Origin of the sequence: Zhengella sp., from assembly GCF_041397485.1 — a bacterium.
Classification (GTDB): domain Bacteria; phylum Pseudomonadota; class Alphaproteobacteria; order Rhizobiales; family Rhizobiaceae; genus Zhengella.
Window position 1 is genome coordinate 43,965 of record NZ_JAWKWO010000001.1, and the last position, 23,524, is coordinate 67,488.

Here is a 23,524-nt window from a genome sequence, read left to right on the forward strand (position 1 = left end):
CGGGCAGACAACGGCTACTGGCCGGCTTTCCCCACAATGCCCGACACCGCTGCATTCACCCCGGAAACGATGGTTCCCGTATTCACGGCACCAAGCGCGGTGGTGGACAGGTTTCCGATGGTTCCGTTCACCTGGACCATCGCGTTCCTGATGGATCCGTCGACAGCACTCATGTTGGATGCCACATTGACGACGACTGCACCGGTATCCACCGAGCTGCCAACCTGCTCCAGCGCCGCCGATATCGCTTTCGCGGTGGTGCTCTTGGCCTCATCCACGGTCGAGTTGACGCCGAGCGTGATCTCTCCGGTATTCACGGCGCCGAGCGCCGTTGTCGCCATGTTGCCGAAATCCAGGGTCGGCATCAGCGATTCCGTTGCCGAAGCCACACCGGCAAGAGCCACGGCGGTGGTTTCGGTGACGCCGGTGACGGTGTTGCTGATCGAACCGTCAATGCCATAAAGGCCCTTGACCTCGACCAATGCGGGCACCATTCCGTCCACCAACTCGACAGCGACGTCGAGCGAAACGTTGTCCAGGATGGGCTGGTTCGTCAGTGTCGCACCAAAGGAATCACCGCTGACAGAAAACAGGTTGGCGCCCAGAGGGATGCTGATTCCGATATCCACAATGGCACCGGAGCCCGTTGCGATCTTGTTGGTGCCTGCATTTTCAGTGCTGTAATCGCTGCCCGGCACAGTCGAGATGACATACCCTGATCCCGGGCCGACGCCATCATCGATATAGGCAACATTCGTCAGCTTCACCCCGTCTGCGCCAGCGACCCCGTAGACGGCATCGCCGTCACCGAAACGGATGTCCGGGCCGACACCGGTTGAGCCGGTGATCTCGACAGCGTCGTTCGTGTCCTGCAGATAGATGTAGCCGATCAGGACCAGCTCGCTCTGATCCAGTGTGTTGTTCTGCTCGACCTGACCGGGAACGGACGCCTCGACGACGCCAGTGCCGCCAAGATTCTCCGCGATATTGGCATAGGTACCATTCACGGGAGCCAGATTGGTCGCATTGTCTATCTGCCCCAGGACGCGTTCCAGGACCGACTGTGCTGACGCGGTGTGAGGTGACGCGGCGACGAGGCCGAGCGCAGCGAGGTTCCCGATAATCGTTCGTTTCATGTCAATTTGCCGCCCATCACTTCAATTCGAGACAGTCTTCAGTTTTGATCCGGTCGCAGGTCATGCAGACCGGCCACCACCGTGCCCCGGTTTAAACGTCTTCACGCCTCCAGATCAAACCCGTTCATGGTTCATGAAACCCGCCTTCGACAAGTGTCGTTATTGTTAGGAAAAACAATCATTTGGCATTGGCACCATTGCACGCTTGACAAGCAACCCACGATATGAGTCGCTTGGCGATGGCGGGCCGGGCTGGAGCCATGTCACAATGTGTGATTGCCGCGAAGTCTGCAATTGAGCGGGCGGTATCAATCTGCTAGCAGATATTCGCGAGCGGACGTGGTGGAACCGGTAGACACAAGGGACTTGAACGCAAATTGAGTGCTTCGGCGGAAACGCCGGATGCAGAACTGCTCAAATTCGGGGAAACCTGTCAGATGGCGATCCCGAGCCAAGCCGGCCATCCGGAAGGTGTAGAGACTAGACGGGCAGCACCTAAGGCCATGCGCTACGGTGAAGGTATAGTCCAGACCACAAACGCCCCCAGGGCGGCGGCGAAAGCCGTAGCTGGTATGAAAATCCCTCGGCTTTGGCCATGCGGGTTCGAGTCCCGCCGTCCGCACCATTTTCCATGACGTTGCAATCCGGAGACGACATCGCGCGGCTTTGCTGCCCGCGCTCGTCCCGTCGTCGCACGCGTGCCGCGCGCCCTGGCGATACCATCAAGCGTGGAGCGCGCGTGCCGCCAGTGACTTGATGAAATTCGCCGTGGCCTCGGGGGCGGAATATTGCACCATGTGGCCGACGCCATCGAGAAGGCGCACTTCGCAGCCCGGCAGGCGCTTTTCCATGGAAAGGCCATGGCGCTTGTAGTCCAGCACACGATCGGATGTGCCGAACAGGACGGCGGCGGGCACACGGATTTCCCCCACACGGGCCTCGACGGACGGCATGTCCTGTTCGAGACTGACGAGATCCGTGGATGTTGCGTAGAAGTGGGACGGCCGGACGCCCGTCAAGGCCGCGCCGCCGACCGCATAATCATCCGGTGGCTTTTGCGGACCGAAGACGAAATCGAGGGTCTGTTCCGTCGCCTTGACCGCTGCGGGAATGGCATAGGTTCGCGCCATGAATTTCCGCAGGCGGGGCGAGCGGATGTAAAGCGGGCGGAACTCCGGTGCGATTTGCGGTGAAAAGACGGTGAGCGGCGCGATCAGGGCCAGCCCTGCCACCTTCTCAGGTGTCGTGAGCGCGGCCGCAAGCGCCACCGCCCCGCCGAGCGAGTGGCCGACATAAAGCGCATTCCCGACGCCGAGTTCGTCCAGAATGGCGGCTATGTCCCTCGCATGGGTGGTGATTGCGCCGTCGTTGCCCCAGTCCTGCTGCGAATAGCCCGAACCGCGCCGGTCGATGGCGATCAGGCGGTAGCCCTGTCCCATGGATGGCCAGAGCGGTATGTCGAAATGGTGCAGGTTTCCGCCAAGGCCATGAATGAAGACAACGGGCCGCCCCTGCCCCCGGTCCTCGACATGAAATTCACGCCCACCAACCGTGATCAACCTGCCGGTCGGCGGCACCATCGTTTCAGCGAATTGCGCAATGCCGCGGGTCTTGCGTGCATACCACCAGACATGCAGCGCCACGGCCAGGAGCCCGAGCATGGTGGAAAGAAAGAGGGGAGAGGCCATGAAAACCGGTTTCCCTGTCTCCGGATGCGTTTGCCGGAAATGTGGCCCATGATCGCCCGCCCTGCAATGCATGAAGACACGAAAAGCCGGGAGAATTCATCCCGGCTTTGCGCCATGGCATGGTCAGGCCGTCAGCCGCGCGGCAATGGTGGCGACGCGCCGGCCCTGGAATTCGGCGCCTTCCAGTTCCTGTTTGCTCGGCATGCGCGAACCGTCGCTGTTGCTCGTTGTCGTCATGCCATAGGGAGCGCCGCCGCGCACCGTGTCATTGCCGGATTGGCCCTGATAGGCATAGGACAGCGGCACGACGATCATCCCGTGATGCTGCAACGCGGCCTGGGTCGAGATCAGCGCCAGTTCGGCGCCGCCGTGCTGCGTGGCGGTTGACGACATGACGGAGGCAACCTTGTCGACCAGTGCCCCCTTGGCCCAGAGCGGCCCGGTCTGGTCGAGAAAATTCTTCAATTGCGCCGCCATCATTCCGAAGCGCGTCGACACGCCGAAGATGATCGCGTCATAGTCGGCCAGTTCCAGCGGGTCGGCGACCGGCGCATCCTGGTCAAGCTTGTAGTGGGCCGCCTTTGCCACATCCTCGGGCACCAGTTCCGGCACACGCTTGACTGTCACATCCGCGCCGGCTTCGCGCGCGCCCTTTGCCGCAGCCTGCGCCATGGCTTCCATATGTCCCCAGCTCGAATAGTAGAGAACCAGAACCTTGGTCATTCCGTAATCCTTTCATCTCGCGCGGGCATTCCGCCCGCAATCGGGCTACAGATACGCCTGACCGGCAAAAGGAGAAGGTGAACGACAGACAACGCATCGTTCACCGGAATTGGCACTTGCCTCGCAGGGCGCTATCGCCGATTTTCCCCGCCTTCCAGAGGAGTGATGGGCATGGGCGACATTGTAACGGCCGGCATGGTGGTGATCGGCGACGAAATCCTTTCCGGGCGAACCAAGGACCGGAATGCCGGTCATCTGGCCGACATGCTTACGGCCGCCGGGATCGACCTGAAGGAAATCCGCGTCGTTGCCGACGAACAGGACGCCATCGTGGAGGCCGTCAACGCGCTGCGTCACCGCCATACCTACACCTTCACCTCCGGCGGCATCGGCCCCACCCATGACGACATCACCGCCGACGCCATCGCTGCGGCCTTCGGTGTGCCATGCGAGACCGATGCGAAAGCCCATGCCTTGCTGGCAGCCCACTATGCGCGCCGGGAAATGGACTTCACGCCGGCACGCCAGCGGATGGCGCGAATGCCGCGCGGTGCAGCCCATATCGACAATCCGGTTTCGGTGGCGCCGGGATTCGTCATCGGCAACGTGCATGTCATGGCCGGGGTTCCGTCCATCTTCCAGGCCATGCTCGACAACGTCATGCCGACGCTGAAGACCGGCACGCGGCTGATTTCGCGGTCTGTTCATTGCCCGTTTGGCGAGGGCACGATCGGCGACCGCCTGGCCGCCATCCAGAAGGACCATCCCGGCACGATCATCGGCTCTTACCCCAAATACGAAGGCACGCGCTTCTGGACCGATATCGTCGTGCGGGCACGGTCGGAAGACATGCTCGCGCCGGCGGTCGCGGCGGTCGAGGCCATGGTTCAGGGACGCATCGAGGCGGGCGCCCCGAACATGTAGTGTCGATACCGGGCAATTGACGCCGATCAAGGCGCTTGGAAGACCGGCCAAGCATGGTTACCCTCGAACGAGGGACACCGGACCGCCCGAACGGGACGTTGCCGGGTCCGATTAAGGGAGAGGACCGCCCCCATGACCTACAAGACAATCGTCACGATCATTCCCGATGCGGAAACCGGCGCCCGGGTGCTCGATACGGCCATCCTCGTCGGCAGCAAGAACGACAGCCACATCATTGCCGTTCATGCCGAGCCGAGCGCGGCCGCCTATGCCACGCCGATCGGCTTTCCCGATGCCGGCGTCCTGGAAACCAATATCGAGGAAGGTCGCGAACGCGCCCGCGAACTGAAGGAAAAAATGACCGAAAAGGCCCGTGCCGCCGGCGTCTCGCTGGAGTGGCGCGACATGGAGAGCTTCATCGGCGACAGCGCCGTGGCGGCGCTTTCCTCGGCCTATTGCGCTGACCTGGTGATCGCCGGCCAGCCCGAGCCCGGCAATGCGGCAGCGCCTGCCGACGATGTGGAAGCCCTGCTGTTCGAAGGCGGCCGTCCCGTGCTTTTCGTGCCTTACGCCGCGCGCATGCCCTCCAATATCGGCCGTGTGCTGGTTGCCTGGAACGGAACACGCGAGGCGGCGCGTGCGACCTTCGATGCCCTGCCCTTCCTGCGCGAGGCGGACAAGGTGGAAGTATTCACCGTCGACCCGCCGAACAATGCCGACCAGAGCAGCGCCGTCGCCGGCGCCGAGATTGCCGCGGTGCTGGCGCGCCACGGTGTCGAGGTTTCGGTCGAATCGCAGATTTCGGACGGCGTGCCGGCTTCCGCCATCATCGAGAACCGTCTGGCCGATACACAGGCCGACATGCTGGTGATGGGCGCCTATTCCCACTCGCGTCTTTCCGAGCGCCTTTTCGGCGGCGTGACGCGCACCGTGCTCAAGTCGATGCCCGCCATCACGCTGATGTCGCGTTGATCCGGCGCCGCTGACGATCCTCAAGCCCGCCGCGCCATGCGGCGGGTTTTTTGTTGCGGATTGCCTGCGGGTCTTGACCGACATCAAGGCAATTGTGCAGTGCGGCATCCATTCTGCCGCCGAAGAGCCGGACCTGACAGACATTCGTGGGGAAAGGGTCGCGGCGCAAAGGAGAACACGATGAGCTACAAGACAATCCTGGCATTCCTGCAAACCCCTGCTGACGAAGACCGTGTTCTCGATGCGGCCTTTCCGATCGCCCGTCTGTTCGGCGCCCATCTGATCGGATTTCACGCAGAGCCCGATCGCGCGGCCGTTGCCGCCCCGGCCTATTACGCGCAAATGAACCAGGCGGTGCAGCAGGCTGACCGGTTCGAGGAGCGCATGGACACGATGGCGGCGCGCTTTCGCGACCGTGCCGCGCGCGAGGATGTGCTGAGCGAATGGCGCTCGGCCTCCACCCGCGGCATGGACACATCGGGCGCCGTCATCGACAGTGCCCGCTGCGCCGATCTCGTGATCGCCGGCCAGGCGGACGGCAAGGGGTCCTCCAAGCTGAACGCCGAGGTCGAGCGCGTGATCTTCGAGAGCGGACGTCCGGTGCTGGCCGTTCCCTATGCGGCGAAAATTCCCTCGCGGATCGATCGCGTGGTGGTGGCCTGGAACGGCACGCGCGAAGCGGCCCGCGCCACTTTCGACGCACTGCCCTTCATCATGGGCGCCAACGAGGTGGAGGTGTTCACCGTCGATCCGAAGCGCGAGGACCAGACGCCGGCGCTCGCCGGGGCCGAGATTGCTTCCGTGCTCGCCCGCCATGGCGCAAACGTGAAGACGGAAACGCAGATTTCCGACGGCATCCCGGTTTCCGCCATCATCGAGAACAGGCTGGCCGACACGCAGGCCGACCTTCTGGTCATGGGAGCCTATTCGCATGCGCGCTGGACGGAACGCCTCTTCGGCGGCGTTACCCGCACCGTGCTGGAATCCATGCCCTGCATCACGCTGATGTCGCGCTGATGCCGACATGAAAGCGGATACCGGCGCTTGCCAAGGCGCAGGCGCCGGTATCCCTTGTTTGTCTTCCGTTTCTCATGATCGTCCGGGGGGAGATCAGGCTGTCATGACAAAAACCGATAATGGCAGGGAACCGGGCGGGGCCGATCGGCATTCGCCCACAAACCTGCGCGCGAATGAAAGGCCGGGCAAGGCACCGGCAAGATATCCAGTCATGGGCCCAACACAGCTTTCCCCCCTCTTCAATCCGGAATCGGTGGCCGTTTTCGGCGCCTCGGAATCAAGCGATTCCGTTGGCGCCAAGGTCTTCGCCAACCTCGTGGACGGCGGTTTCGAAGGCGACCTGATCGCCATCAATCCGAAACACGACACGGTGCTCGGCAAGCCGTGCTTTGCCACGATCGCCGCCGCCGAGCGCGAAATCGATCTCGCCGTCATCGCGACGCCGGGCAAGACGGTGGCGACGATCCTGCGCCAGTGCGGCGAAGCGGGCATCCGCCACGTCGTTATCCTTTCTGCCGGGTTTGGCGAGACCGGCGATGCCGGCCATGCCAGCGAAACCGAACTCGCACAGATCGCGCGGCGCTATGGTATCCGCTTTGTCGGTCCCAATTGCGTAGGCATCGTACGGCCCTGGCTCAACCTGAATGCGACATTTCTCAAGTCCGCTCCGCCAAGAGGCCGCCTGGCGCTCGTCTCGCAATCGGGCGCGCTGTGTTCGGCGATCGCCGACTGGGCAGCGCCACAGGATCTCGGCTTCTCGGCCATGGTGTCGCTTGGCAATTCGGTCGACATCGACTTCGGCGACGTGCTGAACTTCCTGGCCACCGACCCCAGGACCGATGCAATCCTGCTCTATGTCGAGGGTGTGCGCCATGCCCGCTCCTTCGTCTCCGCGCTTCGCGTGGCCGCCCAGATCAAGCCGGTCATCGTGCTCAAGGCCGGACGGCACAACCAGTCCTCCAGGGCTGCCCACACGCATACCGGCGCGCTCATCGGCTCGGATGCCGTGTTCAACGCGGCGCTGGAACGCACCGGCGCGGTTCGTGCCCATACCTACGGCCAATTGTTCGCGGCGGCCGAAATCCTGTCGGCCGGAAAACGGGCGGCGGGCAACAATCTCGGCATCATCACCAATGGCGGCGGCGCGGGCGTGCTGGCCGCAGACCGATCCGGCGACATGCGGATCAACGTGCCCTCGCCTTCTGCCGAAACCATCGACGCGCTCGACAAGGTGCTTTCGCCATACTGGTCCAAGGCCAACCCGATCGACATTCTCGGCGATGCCGGCCCGGAGGCCTATGGAGCGGCCGTGAAGGCGGCCCTTGCCGACAGGGCTTTCGACGGCGTTCTCGTCCTGCTGACGCCGCAGGCGATGACGGGGCCGGTGGAGGCGGCGCAGGCGGTTCTCGATGCCATTCCGCCACGCAACCGCAAGCCGATCCTGGCCTGCTGGATGGGAGAAACGACGGTCAGCGAGGCGCGCAAACTCCTTTCATCCAACGGCATTCCCGATTTCATGACGCCGGAGCGCGCCATCGAGGGCTTCTTCTATCTCTCGCGTCACGAACTGAACCGGCGCATGGCGCTGGAACTGGCAAGCCCCCTGTCGGATCTGGAGCCGCCGGATCTGCAGGGCGCGCGCATGATCATCCAGCAGGTGCTGGCCGAAGGGCGCGACATGCTGTCGGATCTCGAATCGAAGGCCGTGCTGCGGGCCTTCCGCATTCCGGTGAACACCACCATCGAGGCGGAGACGCCGGCCAAGGCGCTGGTGGCTGCCCAGACCGTCGGCTTTCCCGTGGCCGTGAAGATCAATTCGCCGCAGATCTCGCACAAGTCCGATGTCGGCGGCGTGCGCACCAATGTGAACAGCGCCGGCACGCTGCATACCGTGGTCCGCACCATCATGGAAAACGCAAAGGCGGCCCGTCCCGATGCCGAGATCAGGGGCGTGACCGTGGAAGCCATGGTCGACATGCCGCATGGGCGGGAACTCATTGCCGGGGCCAGCCGCGACCCGGTGTTCGGGCCGACCATCGTTTTCGGCGCGGGCGGCAAGATGGTCGAAATCCTTGAGGACAGCGCCGTGACGCTGCCGCCGCTGAACGCCGTGCTCGCCCGCAGGCTGATCCGCCGGACCCGTGTCTCGCGCCTTCTGGAAGCCTATCGCGACGCTCCGGCTGCCGACAGCGAAGCCGTCATCCAGGTTCTCATGCGCATATCCGACATGGTCTGCGAGATACCGGAAATCGAGGAACTCGACATCAATCCGCTGTTTGCCGGCCCCGAAGGCGTCGTCGCGGTCGATGCGCGCATCCGCGTCTCGCGGCCGCCGGCCACCCAGGGCCGCTACGAGCATGTCGCCATCGCGCCCTATCCGCGGCACCTGGAACGCGAGGACCTGCTGCCCGACGGCCGGACCTTGCTGATCCGTCCAATCCGGCCCGAAGACGCCGAGAGCGAACGCGAATTCGTGCACAACCTGTCGGATCAGGCGCGCAAGTTCCGCTTCATGCATGCGCTCAACGACCTGACTCCGACCATGCTCGCCCGTTTCACCCATATCGACTATGCGCGCGAAATGGCGCTCATCGCGATCACGGAACTGAACGGCGAACCGACCCAGGTGGGCGTCGCGCGCCATGCGGTCAATCCGGATGGCAAGACCTGCGAATTCGCCATTGTCGTTTCCGACAAGGTGCAGGGTCAGGGCATCGGCACACGCCTCATGCAGGCGCTGATGGACGAGGCGCGCGAACGCGGCCTGTCGATCATGGAAGGCACCGTGCTGGCGGAAAACCGCGGCATGTTGCGGCTGATGGAAGGACTGGGCTTCACCATGCGCCGCTCGCCGGACGAGCGGGACATCATGATTGTGGAACGCTGGCTGTAGATACGTGCGGGCCGGCACAAACCGGGGGGACACAAATGCTCGGAATGATTTCACACAACGACTGCCTGCTGCATGATCCGGGATCCCATCATCCCGATCATGCCGACAGGCTTTACGCGATCAACAACCAGATCATCATGTCGGGCCTCGACTTCGTGCTGCGCCACTACGATGCGCCGCTGGCCACACGCGAGCAATTGGGGCGGGCACACGATCCGGCCTATGTGGACCGCGTCTTCGACATGGCCCCCAGCGAAGGCTCGGTGGAGATCGACGGCGACACGGTGATGTCGAAGGACACGCTGCAGGCCGCGCTCAGGGCCGCCGGCGCCGGTGTCATGGGCGTCGACCTGATCATGCGTGGCGAATCGAACCCGGTCTTCTGCGCCGTCCGGCCGCCAGGCCATCATGCAGAATATGCCAAGGCGATGGGCTTCTGCCTGTTCGACAACATTGCCGTGGCGGCGGCCCATGCGCTGGAAACCCATGGCCTGGAGCGCGTGGCCATCGTGGATTTCGACGTCCATCACGGCAACGGAACGGAAGATATTTTCAAGAATGACGAACGGGTCCTGTTCTGCTCTTCCTTCCAGCACCCCTTCTATCCGTATACAGGGCATGAATCCGATACGCGAAACCTCGTCGACGTGCCGCTTTCCGCGGGTGCGGACGGCACGGAATTCCGCAAGCAGATCCGCCAGCACTGGCTGCCGGCACTGGAGGATTTCCGGCCGCAATTCGTCTTCGTCTCCGCCGGTTTCGACGCGCATGTCCTCGATGACATGTCCGGCCTCAAGCTGACCGAGGCCGATTATGGCTGGATAACCGAGGAACTGGCGGCCATCGCCCGGACCCATGCGCAGGGCCGGCTGCTCTCGATGCTGGAGGGCGGCTATGAACCGGGGGCGCTGGCGCGCTCGGTCGTGGCGCATCTCAAGGCGCTTCTCGGCTGACGCCCCTCGTGGCGCGGCGGGCGGGCGATGCGCCTTGCCCGCCGGGCCGCTTTCGGGCTATCTGCCTGCGACCCGTTGTTCAAAGCATGAAGAGGCCAGGCAATGTCTCTGCCCGAAAAAGCATTTCCCGTATCCTGGGACCAGTTCCACCGCGACGCCCGGGCGCTGGCCTGGCGGCTGTCGGGCAAGGCGGAAAAATATCACGCCATCGTCTGTATCACCCGTGGCGGACTGGTTCCGGCCGCCATCATCTCGCGCGAGCTGAATATCCGGGTGATCGAGACCGTCTCCATCGCGTCCTACCACGACTATACCGAACAGGGTGAGTTAAAGGTGCTGAAGGACGTTTCGCCGGCGATCATGGAAAACGAGGGCGAAGGCGTGCTCATCGTCGACGACCTGACCGACACCGGCAAGACGGCCGCGATCGTGCGCGCCATGATGCCGCGCGCCCATTTCGCCACCGTCTATGCCAAGCCGAAAGGCGTGCCGCTGGTGGATACCTTCGTCACCGAGGTCAGCCAGGATACCTGGATCTACTTCCCCTGGGACATGGGCTTTACCTACCAGCAGCCCATATCCGACGGCCACAAGGGCTGACAATGGCGCCGGAAAAGGTGATTCGACCTTCCCGGTCCGGATCATGCTGCCAGGCATGCCGTTCGCGCGGGTATTTCAGCAACCCTGAATTGTTTTTGTCATGGAAACGTCACGGGAATCGGCTAGAAGGTCGTTCTTCGCTGGAATCTTCAAAGAACCCGCCTATCTTCGATGCATGATTACAAACCAGACGCGTGTACAAATGCTTGAGGGTGTTCGACGCATTCTCGGCGGTCCGGAGGCTGCCCTGCAATCTGCTGCCCTGCCGTGGCGAAAGTCCGGCAAGGGGATCGAGATCATGCTGGTCACAAGCCGCGGGACGGGACGATGGGTTCTGCCCAAGGGCTGGCCGGAAAAAGGCGAGACGCTGAGCGAATCCGCGGCTCGCGAGGCTGCCGAGGAAGCGGGGGTCGAAGGCCGGCCGGAAGACGACAAGGCCGGCGTCTATTACTATGACAAGGTATTGCGCAACGGCGTCATGCGCCGCTGCGAGGTTCACGTTTTCCCGATCCGTGTGCGGAGACTGGCAAAGGTGTGGCCTGAATTCGGGCAACGCGAGCGCAAGTGGTTTCCGCCGGCCAAGGCGGCCAAGCTTGTGGACGAACCCGATCTCGCCGAACTGATCGCGGGATTCTCGGGAAATCCCTGACGGGCGCAGCCGCGGACAGCGGTATGTGACAGTTTTGTGACAAGCCCCCTTGCGGCAAGGCGCAGGGGCGCGCTAAGGCGACCGGGATCGATACCGAACCAGAACCGGGAGCCATCATGGCCGGGGATAAGCCGCCGCTTCGCAAACATACGCTCGACAAGGATCTCGGCAAGCTTTCCCGGATCGAGGAAGCCACCGTCACGCTTTCGCGCGGGCTCGTGGCGCCCGGCGTGGCGCTCGCCTTTCTTGCACTGTCGGCTGTCTTTGCAGCCCTCTATGCGGGTTCTGGGGCCGGCGCGCTGACCGTCATCGCCGCGGCCGCCATAGGCGCCTACATGGCGCTCAACATCGGCGCCAACGACGTGGCCAACAATGTCGGCCCTGCCGTCGGCTCGCGCGCCATGACCATGGGCGGGGCGCTGGTGCTTGCAGCGGTCTGCGAGAGCGCCGGCGCATTGATTGCCGGCGGGGACGTGGTCTCGACCATTTCCAAGGGTATCATCGATCCGGCAACCGTTGCCAATCCGGACATCTTCGTTGCCGCCATGATGGCGGCGCTCATCTCTTCGGCGCTTTGGGTCAATCTGGCCACATGGATCGGCGCCCCCGTCTCGACCACCCATTCCGTGGTTGGCGGTGTCATGGGCGCGGGCATTGCCGCGGCCGGGATGGCTTCCGTCAACTGGCCGACGATGGGCGCGATCGCCGCGAGCTGGGTCGTCTCCCCCCTGCTGGGCGGCGTCATTGCGGCCGCCTTTCTCGCCTTCATCAAATCGTTCATCATCTATCAGGACGACAAGATCGCAGCCGCGCGCCGCTGGGTGCCCGTCCTCATCGCGATCATGGCCGGTGCCTTCGCTGCCTATCTGGCGATGAAGGGCTTGAAGAAGATCGTCCACCTGCCCGGTTCCTCCATCCTGTTTCTGGGCCTGGCGGTTGCCATCCTTGCCTGGGCGGTGGTCAATCCGCTGATCCGCCAGCAATCGGAAGGACTGGAAAACCGCAACCAGTCTCTGCGCAAGCTCTTCCGCCTGCCGCTCATCTTCTCGGCAGCCCTGCTCTCCTTCGCCCATGGCGCCAACGATGTGGCCAATGCCGTGGGACCGCTGGCTGCGGTGGTGCACACGGCGATGGAGGGGGATGTGGCCGCCAAGGTCGGCATCCCGCTCTGGGTCATGGTCATCGGCGCGATCGGCATTTCCATGGGCCTGCTGCTCTACGGCCCGAAGCTCATTCGCATGGTCGGTGAACAGATCACCAAGCTGAACCCGATGCGGGCCTATTGCGTGGCGCTGTCGGCGGCCATCACCGTGATCATCGCCTCCTGGCTCGGCCTGCCGGTTTCCTCCACGCATATCGCGGTCGGCGCGGTGTTCGGCGTGGGCTTCTTCCGCGAATGGTACACGGCAAAATCCAAGCGCCGCCGCGCCTATCTGGAGCGCAAGCAGGGCAAGCTCAGGGCCGAACGCAAGGCCGCTGCAGGCGTGTTCGAAGAGGCCTGGGAAGCGGCCGAGGAAAGCGAGGAAAATCCGGTCGCGCGCGACGAGATCATGCGCCGGCGGCTGGTCCGCAGGACCCATGCGACCACGATCGCCGCTGCCTGGGTCATCACCGTTCCGGCGGCTGCCGTGCTGGCGGCCCTTATCTTCACGGTGCTGCGACTGTTCTCCTGAGGTTGCGGCCCTGGCATGCCAAAGCGCGACCTGCCGCCGCGTGGTCCAGGCCAGCGGCGGCCATGGGCAATGAAACGGCGCGCATCGATCAGAACCGCGAAGCGGTGGATAATTTCCGGCGCCCTCCCCGTTATCCACACCCTCCCACATACAAGATGTAGCGTCACACAAGTTTCAAGGAACGAGTGCTTGACCGGTCCCGGCGAGTCACTTTTTATAAACCTCAAGTTCGGAGTTCGGGCGTGGGCGCGCCATGTCAAGCGTGCTGTCTTCCATCAGGTAACGCGTGCTGTCAGTTCGGGAGTCAATCGGCTTTCCGGTGACGGCGAAGCTGTGTCCGGCGTGCCACCATGCGGCCACCGGTCAATCGTAAACGGGGCGTTAACACTATATTTAGTGTTTGCGCCAAAACTGCACACAAGATAGAGTGAAGCTCCCTGATCGGGGGAATCATGAAATCAGGTGGGGGATATGCGGCGGGAACGCCGGTGCGGGCAGGCAAGCGGGGCTGTCTGGGCCAGCGGCGGAAACCGCCGGACGGGAAACGGGCGGATGCCGGTACACCATGTGCCCGGCATTGGTCGCAGCGGCCGGGACGGGCCACAACATCTAGCTTCTCCGGTGCGAGGACCGGAAAACCAAGGGGATCATGACAGATGCGCATTGAACGGCGGTTCACCACGACGGAAAGCGGAGCTTATGGCGGACTGGAATTCCGCAAGGCGACCAGCGAGATCCGCAATCCGGACGGCTCTGTCGTTTTCCGGCTGGAAAACATCGACGTGCCGGCCCGCTTTTCCCAGGTCGCCGCCGACATCCTGGCGCAGAAATATTTCCGCAAGGCCGGCGTGCCGGCGCGCCTGAAAAAGGTCGAGGAAAACGACGTCCCGTCCTTCCTGTGGCGTTCCGTGGCCGATGAGAAGGCACTGGCGGCCCTGCCGGAAGAGGAGCGCTACGGATCCGAGACCGATGCGCGGCAGGTCTTCACGCGTCTGGCCGGCACATGGACCTATTGGGGCTGGAAGGGTGGCTATTTCGACGGGGAAGAAGACGCCGCCGCCTTCATGGACGAACTGGCCTACATGCTGGCCGCGCAGATGGTCGCACCCAATTCGCCGCAATGGTTCAATACCGGCCTGCACTGGGCCTATGGCATCGACGGCCCTGGCCAGGGCCACTTCTATGTCGACCCCTTCACGGGCAAGCTGAAGCAGTCGGATTCCGCCTATGAGCATCCGCAGCCCCATGCCTGCTTCATCCAGTCGGTCGGCGACGATCTCGTCAATGACGGCGGCATCATGGATCTCTGGGTTCGCGAGGCGCGCCTGTTCAAATACGGGTCGGGCACGGGTTCCAATTTCTCCCACCTGCGCGGTGAAGGCGAGAAACTGTCGGGCGGCGGCAAGTCATCCGGCCTGATGAGCTTCCTGAAGATCGGCGACCGGGCTGCCGGCGCCATCAAGTCGGGTGGCACCACGCGCCGCGCCGCCAAGATGGTGGTGGTCGATATCGATCATCCCGACATCGAGGCCTATATCGACTGGAAGGTGAAAGAGGAGCAGAAGGTCGCCGCTCTCGTCACCGGCTCCAAGATCGTCAAGAAGCATCTGGCCGCCATCATGAAGGCCTGTGTCAATTGCGCAGGCCATGACGACGACTGCTACGACCCGAAGCTCAATTCGGCCCTCAAGCGCGCCATCAAGGACGCCAAGCGCGACCAGGTGCCGGAGAACTATGTCAAGCGCGTCATCCAGTTCGCGCGCCAGGGCTACACTTCGATCGAGTTCAAGACCTATGACACGGACTGGGATTCGGAAGCCTATCTGACCGTCTCCGGCCAGAACTCGAACAATTCGGTCTCGCTGAAGGACGATTTCCTGCGTGCCGTGGAAGAGGATGGCGACTGGAACCTCGTCAACCGCATCGACGGCAAGGTGGCGAAGACGCTGAAGGCGCGCGACCTGTGGGAGAAGATCGGCCATGCCGCATGGGCTTCCGCCGATCCGGGCCTGCATTTCAACACGACCATGAACGACTGGCACACCTGCAAGGCGGCCGGCCCCATCCGCGCCTCCAATCCGTGCTCGGAATACATGTTCCTGGACGACACGGCCTGCAACCTGGCCTCGCTGAACCTGCTGCAATTCAAGGACGCGGACACGGGCCGCATCCGCATCGACGACTACGAGCATGCCGTGCGCCTCTGGACGGTCGTGCTGGAAATCTCCGTCATGATGGCGCAGTTCCCGTCGAAGCAGATTGCCAAGCTGTCCTACGAATACCGCACGCTGGGTCTCGGCTTCGCCAATATCGGCGGCCTGCTGATGACCTCCGGCATTCCCTATGACAGCCCGCAAGGCCGCGCCATCTGCGGCGCGCTGACGGCCATCATGACCGGCGTGGCCTATGCCACTTCAGCGGAAATGGCCGGCGAACTGGGCACTTTCCCCGCCTACAAGCCGAACCGCGATCACATGCTGCGCGTCATCCGCAACCACCGCCGGGCCGCACACGGCCTTGGTGAGGGCTATGAGGATCTGGCCGTCGCGCCGGTGCCGCTGGATCATGCCAATTGCCCCGATGCCGCACTGATCGAGCATGCCACCGGCGCCTGGGACAAGGCGCTGGAGCTGGGCGAAAAGAACGGCTACCGCAATGCGCAGGCAACGGTCATCGCGCCCACCGGCACGATCGGCCTGGTCATGGACTGCGACACGACGGGCATCGAGCCGGATTTCGCGCTGGTGAAATTCAAGAAACTGGCCGGCGGCGGCTATTTCAAGATCATCAACCGCGCCGTTCCGGCTGCCTTGCGCACGCTCGGCTACAGCGAGAGCCAGATCGCCGAGATCGAGGCCTATGCGGTCGGCCATGGCAACATGAACCAGGCGCCGGGGATCAACCCGTCCGCCCTGAGGGCCAAGGGCTTCACCGATGACAAGATCGAAGCCCTGAACACGGCGCTCAAGAGCGCGTTCGACATCAAGTTCGCCTTCAACAAGTGGACGCTGGGCGAGGATTTCTGCCTGCACACGCTGGGCTTCACCAATGAGCAGCTCGATGACTTCTCCTTCGAGATGCTGCCGGCGCTGGGCTTCACGAAGAAGGAGATCGAGGCCGCCAACATCCACGTTTGTGGCGCCATGACGCTGGAAGGGGCGCCATTCCTGAAGGAAGCGCATCTGCCGGTCTTCGATTGCGCCAATCCGTGCGGCAAGATCGGCAAGCGCTATCTGTCGGTGGAAAGCCATATCGACATGATGGCGGCGGCCCAGCCCTTCATTTCCGGCGCGATCTCCAAGACGATCAACATGCCCAACGATGCGACCGTCGAGGATTGCAAGAGCGCCTACTTGCGCTCCTGGAAAAAGGCGTTGAAGGCCAACGCGCTCTACCGGGACGGCTCCAAGCTGTCGCAGCCGCTCAATGCCTCGCTGATCGAGGACGAGGAGGATGAGGAGGACACGCTGGAAGCCATCGTCGAGGCGCCGAAGGCAGCCGCGGCGGCAGCCGTCACGGAAAAGATCGTCGAGCGCATCGTCGAGAAGGTATCGCGCGAACGCGAGAAATTGCCGAACCGGCGCAAGGGCTATACCCAGAAGGCCGTGGTCGGCGGCCACAAGGTCTATCTGCGCACCGGCGAATTCGATGACGGACGCTTGGGCGAAATCTTCATCGACATGCACAAGGAAGGTGCTGCCTTCCGCGCGATGATGAACAACTTCGCCATCGCCATCTCGCTCGGCCTGCAATATGGCGTGCCGTTGGAGGAATATGTCGAGGCCTTCACCTTCACCAAGTTCGAGCCGGCCGGCATGGTCATCGGCAACGATGCCATCAAGAACGCCACGTCCATTCTCGACTACACCTTCCGTGAACTGGCCGTGTCCTATCTCGGCCGGCATGATCTCGCCCATGTCGACACCTCGGACTTCACCAACACCGCACTCGGCAAGGGCATCACCGAGGGCAAGCTTCAGCCGGTCTCCAAGGGCCTGACCCGCGGCGCCTCGCTGAAAGTGGTGACCGGTACGGAAACGCCGAAGGGCTCGGCGACCACCCCTGCCCCGAAGGCACCGGGTTCGGCGCCGATGCGCGCCGTCTCCGGCGCGGCGGCCGTCGCGGTGGCGGCGAAGTCGAACGTGCTGGAACTGCGCGAGGAATCGACCGCCTTCAAGCGCGACTACGAAGAACGCGCGAAGGAGTTCGAGGACGAGGCGGAGATGGAGGAACTGTTCTCCGACGACGCCCAGAACGAGGCGGAAGCCGCCAAGGCGGAGGCGAAGAAGGTGGAGAACGACCGGCGCGCCAAGGCGATCATGCAGGGCTATACGGGCAATTCCTGCCCGGAATGCCAGAACTTCACCATGGTGCGCAACGGCACCTGCGAGAAGTGCGACACCTGCGGCTCTACGTCGGGCTGCAGTTGACCCGAACCCGCCTCTGAGCGGTATGCCACACACCTGTCGTCCAGAGTTCGGGGGCATGTTTGCCCCCGAAATCGTTTGCCCCGTCTGTCAATGCCGGTAGCCCAAGCCGCGCCGAACGCCGCGCAAATCCGCCGCTTCCAGAAAAGGCAGCGACGCGCGACCGTGGATCTGGAGGGGCCGGCGGCTGTTCTCACACGATTCCGAAATCGGAAAGGGCGGCATAATCATCTGTAAATGCCGCCTGGATCGCAACACCGTCGAGCACGCTGTCGAAGATCAGCCCGGCTTCGATCCTGCCGTCAAACAGGCTGTCAATGCGATCGTTGTCCTCCGTCCGGTTCATGGTACTGCCACCGAAAACCAGGTTTTCATCCGCGTTCAGCCAGTTCGCTCCGGTTTCCTCCAGATCGGCGATCTCACCGTCGAGATAGAGGCGGGCCACGCCGCCACCGAAGGTAAAGGCTGCCTCATGGGTTTCACCCGCAGCGATGCTGTCGCGCGCGACCAGGGTGTGTGACCTGTCCGTGGTCTGGAAACGGACGACAAGATCGTCTCCCTGCACATACATCGTCAGGTGGCCGCCATCCTGGTAGCCGTATCCGTCACGCGAGAACAGGGTGTCGCGGTCGCCATCGGTATCGTCGGGCGTGAAGCGGACCAGCACGCTGGCTTCGGCCAGCGCGAATGCCGGCGCCGACACTTCCTCATGGTATCCGCCTGAACGCGAGACGGTGAGCGGTCCATCGAGCGCAAACACCTGTCCCGCCTTCAGCGCGGCAAGATCGACATTCCCGACTGTCAGCGCTTCGTTGCGCAACACCCCGTCCTGCAAGTCCTGGCCCAAGAGACCGTTCAGCCAGTCGGCGACGGTGGAAACCGATGCATTCCTGTCGCCGTCCTCGTTGAGGAAGCGGCCGCGATCGATCTCGAACCCGATATGATAGATGCCGTCGGCAACCGTGTTGACGGCATTCCTGCCGAACAGTTCGGAGACCGCGCCATCGCCCTGGACGAGGTGAAACCCGGTTTCCGCGCCCTCCTCGTCATCCCCGTGCAATCCGGTGAACAGCGCCAGCGTCTGCGTGTCGGACCGGATATACTGGTTGATGTCGTAGATGTCGAAGGTGGAAATCGTGCCATCATTGGCCGCGCCGGTGGCTTTTATGGCCGTCAGGATGATGGCGTTGAGACCATCGGCAGCCTCGGCGCCGGCGCGGATATCGGATGTGGAAATGCGCTGCTGCAAGCGATCGTCGTCCGTGATCGTGTCCACCAGGATGTCGAGCCCGGTTCCGCTGCTGCCATGGACATAGGGGTTGACGGTGGACGCGGCCGCCAGCGCGGCCATGTCGGTTTCCGACAAGAGGCTGTCGAGCCACCCGGCGACGGTCTGCAGGGATGCATTGGCATTGCCGTCCTCGTTCAGAAGCCGGTCGCCGCGAATCTCGAACCCGATATGGTACAGGCCGTCGGCAACGGAATCGATGGCGTTCGAACCGTATAGCAGGGTCGTCGCCCCGTCCTTCCGGACGAGGTGGAAGCCCGTTTCCACGTCGTTGGCGTCATCGCCATGGGCTGCCATGAAGGCATCGAACCGGGCCGCGTCCTCGCGAATATAGCGGTTGATCTCATGAATGTCGGCGGTCCGGATGGTGCCGTTGACGGCCACCCCGGTCCCGATGATCGCCTCCACGATCAACGCGTTGAGTTCATTTGCTGCTTCGGCGCCGCCACGGATATCGAATTCGGATATCCGCGCCTCGAGACCGGGATCGTCCATAATGACGGAAACCAGGTGATCGAGGCCGGTACCCGTGCCGCCCGGGGATGGTGCGTTTCCGGTGGCCAGCGTCCCGGCCTGAAGATCGGCGGCGAGCAGTTCATCGAGCCAGTAGGCGACTGTCTGGACGGAGGCATTGCGGTTGCCATCCTCGTTCAGGAACCGGCCGTTCTCCACTTCGAACCCGATATGGAAAATGCCGTCGAACACCGTGTCGAGGGCGTTTTCGCCGAACAGAAGGGTCTGGCCGCCATCGTTCTGCAACAGGTGATAGCCTGTTTCCACGCCATCCTCGTCATCACCATGCGCGGCGACGAAGGCATCAATGCGGGTGGGATCGGAGCGGATCCACTGGTTGATGGCCAGGACATCGGAGGCCGTGATGGTGCCGTCATCGGCCAGCCCGTATGTCGCGATGCCATCGAGGATCAACCGGCTGATCGCCATGCCGGCATCGATGCCCTCGACCTGCCCTGATGTCGCGACGTTGCGCTCGATGCCCGGATCGTCGAACACGATGCCGGCCAGGAGGTCAAGCCCGGTGCCGGTTGTCGCGACGGCGAGCGGATCCGCATCAGCGTTGAACAGCGCGCCGGTGCCGTTGGCCGCGGCGTCGAGATCCTCCGAAAGCAGGGAGTCGAGCCACCAGGCAATGTCTTCCAGGGAGGCATTGCGGTTGCCGTCTTCATTGATGATGTTCCTGCCTTCGTAACCGAAGACGAGATGATAGATGCCGTCAAAGACCGTATTGACGGCATTGTCGCCATACATCCGGGTCTGCGCCCCGTCGCTCTGCACCCGATGGAAGCCGGTCTCGATTCCTTCCTCATCGTCGCCATGGAAGGCGATGAAGGCGTCTGCCCGATTGTCGGCGATCCAGTCCGACAGGTCCCGAACGTCATCGGCCGTCAGGCGGCCGTCATTGCCAAGTCCGGTGGCCCGGATCGCCTCGACAATGATGTGGTTCATGCCGTCGGCGGCGGCGGCTCCGCCGGCCACTTCTTCCGGCGGCAACCGCCTTGCAAGGCCGACGTCATGGACGATGACATCGATGACCGCGTCGAGGCCGGTTCCCGTCGAGCCTGCCGGCAGGCTGGCGGACGCGGCCGGCGCACCAGCCAAGGCGGTAGCCTGCGGCACGGCGCCGGTAAACGCCTGAATTTCGGCACTGGAAAGCGCCTTGTCGAAGACGGTGACGTTTGAAACCCGTCCATCATGGGGATCGGCGGTCCAGTCCGGGCGACTGGCGCTGCGCGCCCAGATGTTCACGCCAATGCCGATCTCCCGGTCATTGCCCTCCCAGGTCGCGGAAGCAGCCTCGGCGTCAAGACGGACGCCGTCGAGATAGAGCGTTGCCTCCTTGCCATCGAAGGAGAAGGCCAGCGCATGGGTGCTCCCCGGCTCCACCACATCCCTGGCTTTCAGGTAGACGGATTCGCTGTCCGTCTGGAAGCGGATGTGGATGTCATTGCGCTCGACCCAGATGGTGGTGTCGCCGCCGGCGCCAAAACCGCTGCCGTCCTTGGAAAAAAGGACGTCGCGTCCGCCATCCTCCGGCGTGTCGGCAGTGAAGTCGAAAACGAGCGTTCCGGCCTCCAGTTGCAGTTGGTCCTGGTGACCGGTGACGACGTAGCCCGTACCATTGTCCACATCAACGTCACCCTCGTGCACAAACACGATATGCGCGGCAAGGGCGTCGAGATCGACATTCAACGGATCGGCATCCGGATTGCGCAAGACCCCACTGACAAGATCGTCCTTCAGCAATTCATTGAGCCAGAAGGCGACCTGGTCCACCGAGGCGTTCCTGTTGCCATCCTCGTTCAGGAACCGGCCGCCTTCGATCTCGAAGCCGATGTGGTAAATGCCGTCCATCACCGTGTCGATGGCACTGCGCCCGAAAAGCGTGGTCCGGCTGCCGTCGTCCTGAATCAGGTGAAAACCGGTTTCCACACCGGCCTCATCGTTTCCATGCAACGCGACAAAGCTTGCCAGGCGCGCGGCGTCGGCGCGGATCCACTGATTGACGTCATGCAGATCGATCCCGGTTATGACACCGTCATCGGCAGCGCCGACGGCCCTGATGCCCTCCAGGACCAGCGCGTTGAGGCCATCGGCTGCCGCCGCTCCACCGGCGATCTGCGACGTGGCGATGCGCAGTTCAAGGCCCGGATCGGCATTGACGATGTCGACCAGCGCGTCGAGACCGGTTCCGGTCGTGCCCGTCACGAACGACATGACAGCGCCATTTGCAAGCGCGCCCATGTCACTGTCGCTCAGCAGCCCGTCGATCCATGCCGCCACATCCTCGACCGTCTGGTTCCTGGCACCGTCCTCATTGAGGAAACGCCCGCCATCGATATCGAAGCCGAAGTGATAGATGCCGTCGGCAACCGTGTTGACGGCATTCTCTCCGTAGAGCCGTGCAACCGCCCCGTCGTCCTGAACGAGGTGGAAACCGGTCTCAACACCGTCCTCGTCATCGCCATGGGCATCGATGAATTCCGCCAGGCGCCCGGCATCCGAGCGCAGCCAGGTGTTCACATCACGCATGTCGGCTGCCGTGATTCGGCCGTCATTGGCAGCACCGGTCGCAAAAAGGCCGTCGAGCAGAAGCTGGTTCAGGATGTTGGCGGCCTGCGCACCGCCTGCGATGTCGCTGACCGCGATCTTCCGGTCCAGGCCGATATCGGTCTCGATGATATCCACCAGCACATCAAGCCCGGTGCCGGTCGCGCCGCCTGGCAGCGGATCGACAGACAGGTTGACCAGAGCGCCCTGCGCCAGATCCGGATCAAGCAGATTGTCGAGCCACGCGGCCACCGTCGTCACGGAGGCATTCCTGTCGCCGTCCTCGTTGAGAAAGCGGCCTTTCTCGATCCCGAAACCGATGTGGTAGAGACCGTCGGCAACCGTGTTCACGGCGTTGGCGGCATACAGCCGCGCGCTCGCGCCATCCCCTTGCACAAGATGGAAACCGCTTTCCGTATCGCCATCGTCGTCGCCATGCAGCGCCATGAATTTTTGCAGCAGGACCGCATCGGAGCGAATCGCGGCATTGATCTCGTAGACATCCGCGGCGCTGATCCTGCCGTCATTGGCCAGCCCCCTGTCGCGGATGATATCGATGATGATCGCATTGATATCCGATGCGGCTTGCGCGCCGTCCCGGATTTGCGATGTCGATATGCGATGCGAAAGGCCGGGATCCTGCACGATGATGTCGATGAGTTGATCGAGGCCGGTTCCGGTGCGTGACACGGCGAGCGGATCGGCATCGGAGGCCAGAGCCCCGCTGCCCTTGGCGGCCTGTGCAAGGTCGTCTTCGAGGAGTTCGTTCAACCACCAGGCCAGCTTTGCCAGCGAGGCATTCCGGTTGCCGTCCTCATTGATGATGTTGTTGCCGTCATAGCCGAAGACGAGATGGTAAAGCCCGTCGGCGACCTGATTGACCGCGTTGCTGCCGAAAAGAATGCCGGATGCACCGTCGCCCTGCACCAGATGGAAACCCGTCTCCACGCCATCCTCGTCATCCCCGTGAAGCTGGATGAACTTGTCGGCATGGTGGGTCCGGATGTGGTCTGACACATCGCGGACGTCAGCCGCGGTGATCAGCCCATCATTGCCGATGCCAAGGGCGCGAATGCCCTCGACAATGATCTCGTTCATTGCATTGGCCGCCGCGGCGCCGCCATGAATCTCGGCCGGGTCGATCCTGGCGCGAAGGCCGTCGTCCTGGAGAATGATCGTGACAAGCCGGTCAAGGCCGGTTCCGGTCGTCGGATGAATTCCGGCTGCTGCAAGTACCATCGCGCCTGCTTCCCTGTTTCCGCATCACTTGGCCCCGGCAGGGAAAGCCTAGGCGCCTCAAAGACGCCACGGCAACCTCTTGCGCCCAATATCAGAAACGAAGCATGAATCGGGTTGATGGTAAATTGTGTAAACTTAAGTGCAAGATCTCGAATACTGATGATATTCCAGTGAAATTCCTTTTTTTAATGCATCTTCAAGCCATCTTTTCTTGGTTTATCGATGCCTTGTCCTGTTGTCAGCGGCCCCGTCCCGGCACGCCGCTACTCGCTCCGG

Annotated in this window: 13 protein-coding genes; 9 read left to right on the top strand and 4 right to left on the bottom strand. The window is 63.0% G+C overall.

What is annotated here, in order from left to right; translation table 11 throughout:
• Positions 1–14: 14 nt before the first annotated feature.
• The 3 genes from R3D65_RS00185 to wrbA form a co-directional block, all read right to left on the bottom strand.
• Complete coding sequence (locus R3D65_RS00185) at positions 15–1,136, bottom strand: hypothetical protein (protein WP_371273213.1); 1,122 nt, start codon at positions 1,134–1,136, stop codon at positions 15–17.
• A 722-nt stretch (positions 1,137–1,858) separates the two neighbouring features.
• Positions 1,859–2,824, bottom strand: coding sequence for an alpha/beta fold hydrolase (locus R3D65_RS00190; RefSeq protein WP_371273214.1), 966 nt, complete (start codon positions 2,822–2,824; stop codon positions 1,859–1,861).
• 123 nt (positions 2,825–2,947) lie between these two features.
• Positions 2,948–3,547, bottom strand: a complete 600-nt coding sequence (gene wrbA / locus R3D65_RS00195; RefSeq protein ID WP_371273215.1) for an NAD(P)H:quinone oxidoreductase — start codon at positions 3,545–3,547, stop codon at positions 2,948–2,950.
• Between the two features lie 171 nt (positions 3,548–3,718).
• On the opposite strand from wrbA, the gene R3D65_RS00200 reads away from it, so the two are divergent.
• From R3D65_RS00200 to R3D65_RS00240, 9 genes are all read left to right on the top strand, one after another.
• On the top strand, positions 3,719–4,471 hold the full coding sequence (locus tag R3D65_RS00200; protein WP_371273216.1) for a competence/damage-inducible protein A: 753 nt from the start codon (positions 3,719–3,721) through the stop codon (positions 4,469–4,471).
• Positions 4,472–4,603: 132 nt separating this feature from the next.
• Positions 4,604–5,443 carry a universal stress protein gene (locus tag R3D65_RS00205; RefSeq protein ID WP_371273217.1) on the top strand — a complete coding sequence of 280 codons (840 nt, stop codon included), beginning with the start codon at positions 4,604–4,606 and terminating at the stop codon, positions 5,441–5,443.
• 180 nt (positions 5,444–5,623) lie between these two features.
• On the top strand, positions 5,624–6,460 hold the full coding sequence (locus tag R3D65_RS00210) for a universal stress protein (protein ID WP_371273218.1): 837 nt from the start codon (positions 5,624–5,626) through the stop codon (positions 6,458–6,460).
• 211 nt (positions 6,461–6,671) lie between these two features.
• Positions 6,672–9,353 carry a GNAT family N-acetyltransferase gene (locus R3D65_RS00215; RefSeq protein WP_371273219.1) on the top strand — a complete coding sequence of 894 codons (2,682 nt, stop codon included), beginning with the start codon at positions 6,672–6,674 and terminating at the stop codon, positions 9,351–9,353.
• Between the two features lie 44 nt (positions 9,354–9,397).
• Complete coding sequence (locus tag R3D65_RS00220; RefSeq protein WP_371273220.1) at positions 9,398–10,306, top strand: histone deacetylase family protein; 909 nt, start codon at positions 9,398–9,400, stop codon at positions 10,304–10,306.
• A 102-nt stretch (positions 10,307–10,408) separates the two neighbouring features.
• On the top strand, positions 10,409–10,906 hold the full coding sequence (gpt, locus tag R3D65_RS00225; RefSeq protein WP_371273221.1) for a xanthine phosphoribosyltransferase: 498 nt from the start codon (positions 10,409–10,411) through the stop codon (positions 10,904–10,906).
• A gap of 202 nt (positions 10,907–11,108) precedes the next feature.
• Entirely contained in the window at positions 11,109–11,555 is a 447-nt protein-coding gene (locus tag R3D65_RS00230; RefSeq protein ID WP_371273222.1) for an NUDIX hydrolase, read from the top strand.
• Positions 11,556–11,671: 116 nt separating this feature from the next.
• Positions 11,672–13,228 carry an inorganic phosphate transporter gene (locus tag R3D65_RS00235; protein ID WP_371273223.1) on the top strand — a complete coding sequence of 519 codons (1,557 nt, stop codon included), beginning with the start codon at positions 11,672–11,674 and terminating at the stop codon, positions 13,226–13,228.
• Between the two features lie 656 nt (positions 13,229–13,884).
• Positions 13,885–17,658: a vitamin B12-dependent ribonucleotide reductase gene (locus tag R3D65_RS00240; RefSeq protein ID WP_371273224.1), complete on the top strand. Its 3,774-nt coding sequence runs from the start codon at positions 13,885–13,887 to the stop codon at positions 17,656–17,658.
• Positions 17,659–17,848: 190 nt separating this feature from the next.
• Here R3D65_RS00240 and R3D65_RS00245 read toward each other — a convergent pair whose 3' ends face one another.
• A complete protein-coding gene (locus R3D65_RS00245; RefSeq protein ID WP_371273225.1) occupies positions 17,849–23,248 on the bottom strand; it encodes a LamG-like jellyroll fold domain-containing protein in 5,400 nt (1,799 codons plus the stop codon).
• Between the last annotated feature and the right edge of the window lie 276 nt (positions 23,249–23,524).

Bases quoted from the DNA above. Each gene is read 5' to 3' on its own strand.
- R3D65_RS00185 (WP_371273213.1), bottom strand. From the start codon at position 1,136: ATGAAACGAACGATTATCGGGAACCTCGCTGCGCTCGGCCTCGTCGCC.
- R3D65_RS00190 (WP_371273214.1), bottom strand. From the start codon at position 2,824: ATGGCCTCTCCCCTCTTTCTTTCCACCATGCTCGGGCTCCTGGCCGTG.
- wrbA (WP_371273215.1), bottom strand. From the start codon at position 3,547: ATGACCAAGGTTCTGGTTCTCTACTATTCGAGCTGGGGACATATGGAA.
- R3D65_RS00200 (WP_371273216.1), top strand. From the start codon at position 3,719: ATGGGCGACATTGTAACGGCCGGCATGGTGGTGATCGGCGACGAAATC.
- R3D65_RS00205 (WP_371273217.1), top strand. From the start codon at position 4,604: ATGACCTACAAGACAATCGTCACGATCATTCCCGATGCGGAAACCGGC.
- R3D65_RS00210 (WP_371273218.1), top strand. From the start codon at position 5,624: ATGAGCTACAAGACAATCCTGGCATTCCTGCAAACCCCTGCTGACGAA.
- R3D65_RS00215 (WP_371273219.1), top strand. From the start codon at position 6,672: ATGGGCCCAACACAGCTTTCCCCCCTCTTCAATCCGGAATCGGTGGCC.
- R3D65_RS00220 (WP_371273220.1), top strand. From the start codon at position 9,398: ATGATTTCACACAACGACTGCCTGCTGCATGATCCGGGATCCCATCAT.
- gpt (WP_371273221.1), top strand. From the start codon at position 10,409: ATGTCTCTGCCCGAAAAAGCATTTCCCGTATCCTGGGACCAGTTCCAC.
- R3D65_RS00230 (WP_371273222.1), top strand. From the start codon at position 11,109: ATGCTTGAGGGTGTTCGACGCATTCTCGGCGGTCCGGAGGCTGCCCTG.
- R3D65_RS00235 (WP_371273223.1), top strand. From the start codon at position 11,672: ATGGCCGGGGATAAGCCGCCGCTTCGCAAACATACGCTCGACAAGGAT.
- R3D65_RS00240 (WP_371273224.1), top strand. From the start codon at position 13,885: ATGCGCATTGAACGGCGGTTCACCACGACGGAAAGCGGAGCTTATGGC.
- R3D65_RS00245 (WP_371273225.1), bottom strand. From the start codon at position 23,248: ATGGTACTTGCAGCAGCCGGAATTCATCCGACGACCGGAACCGGCCTT.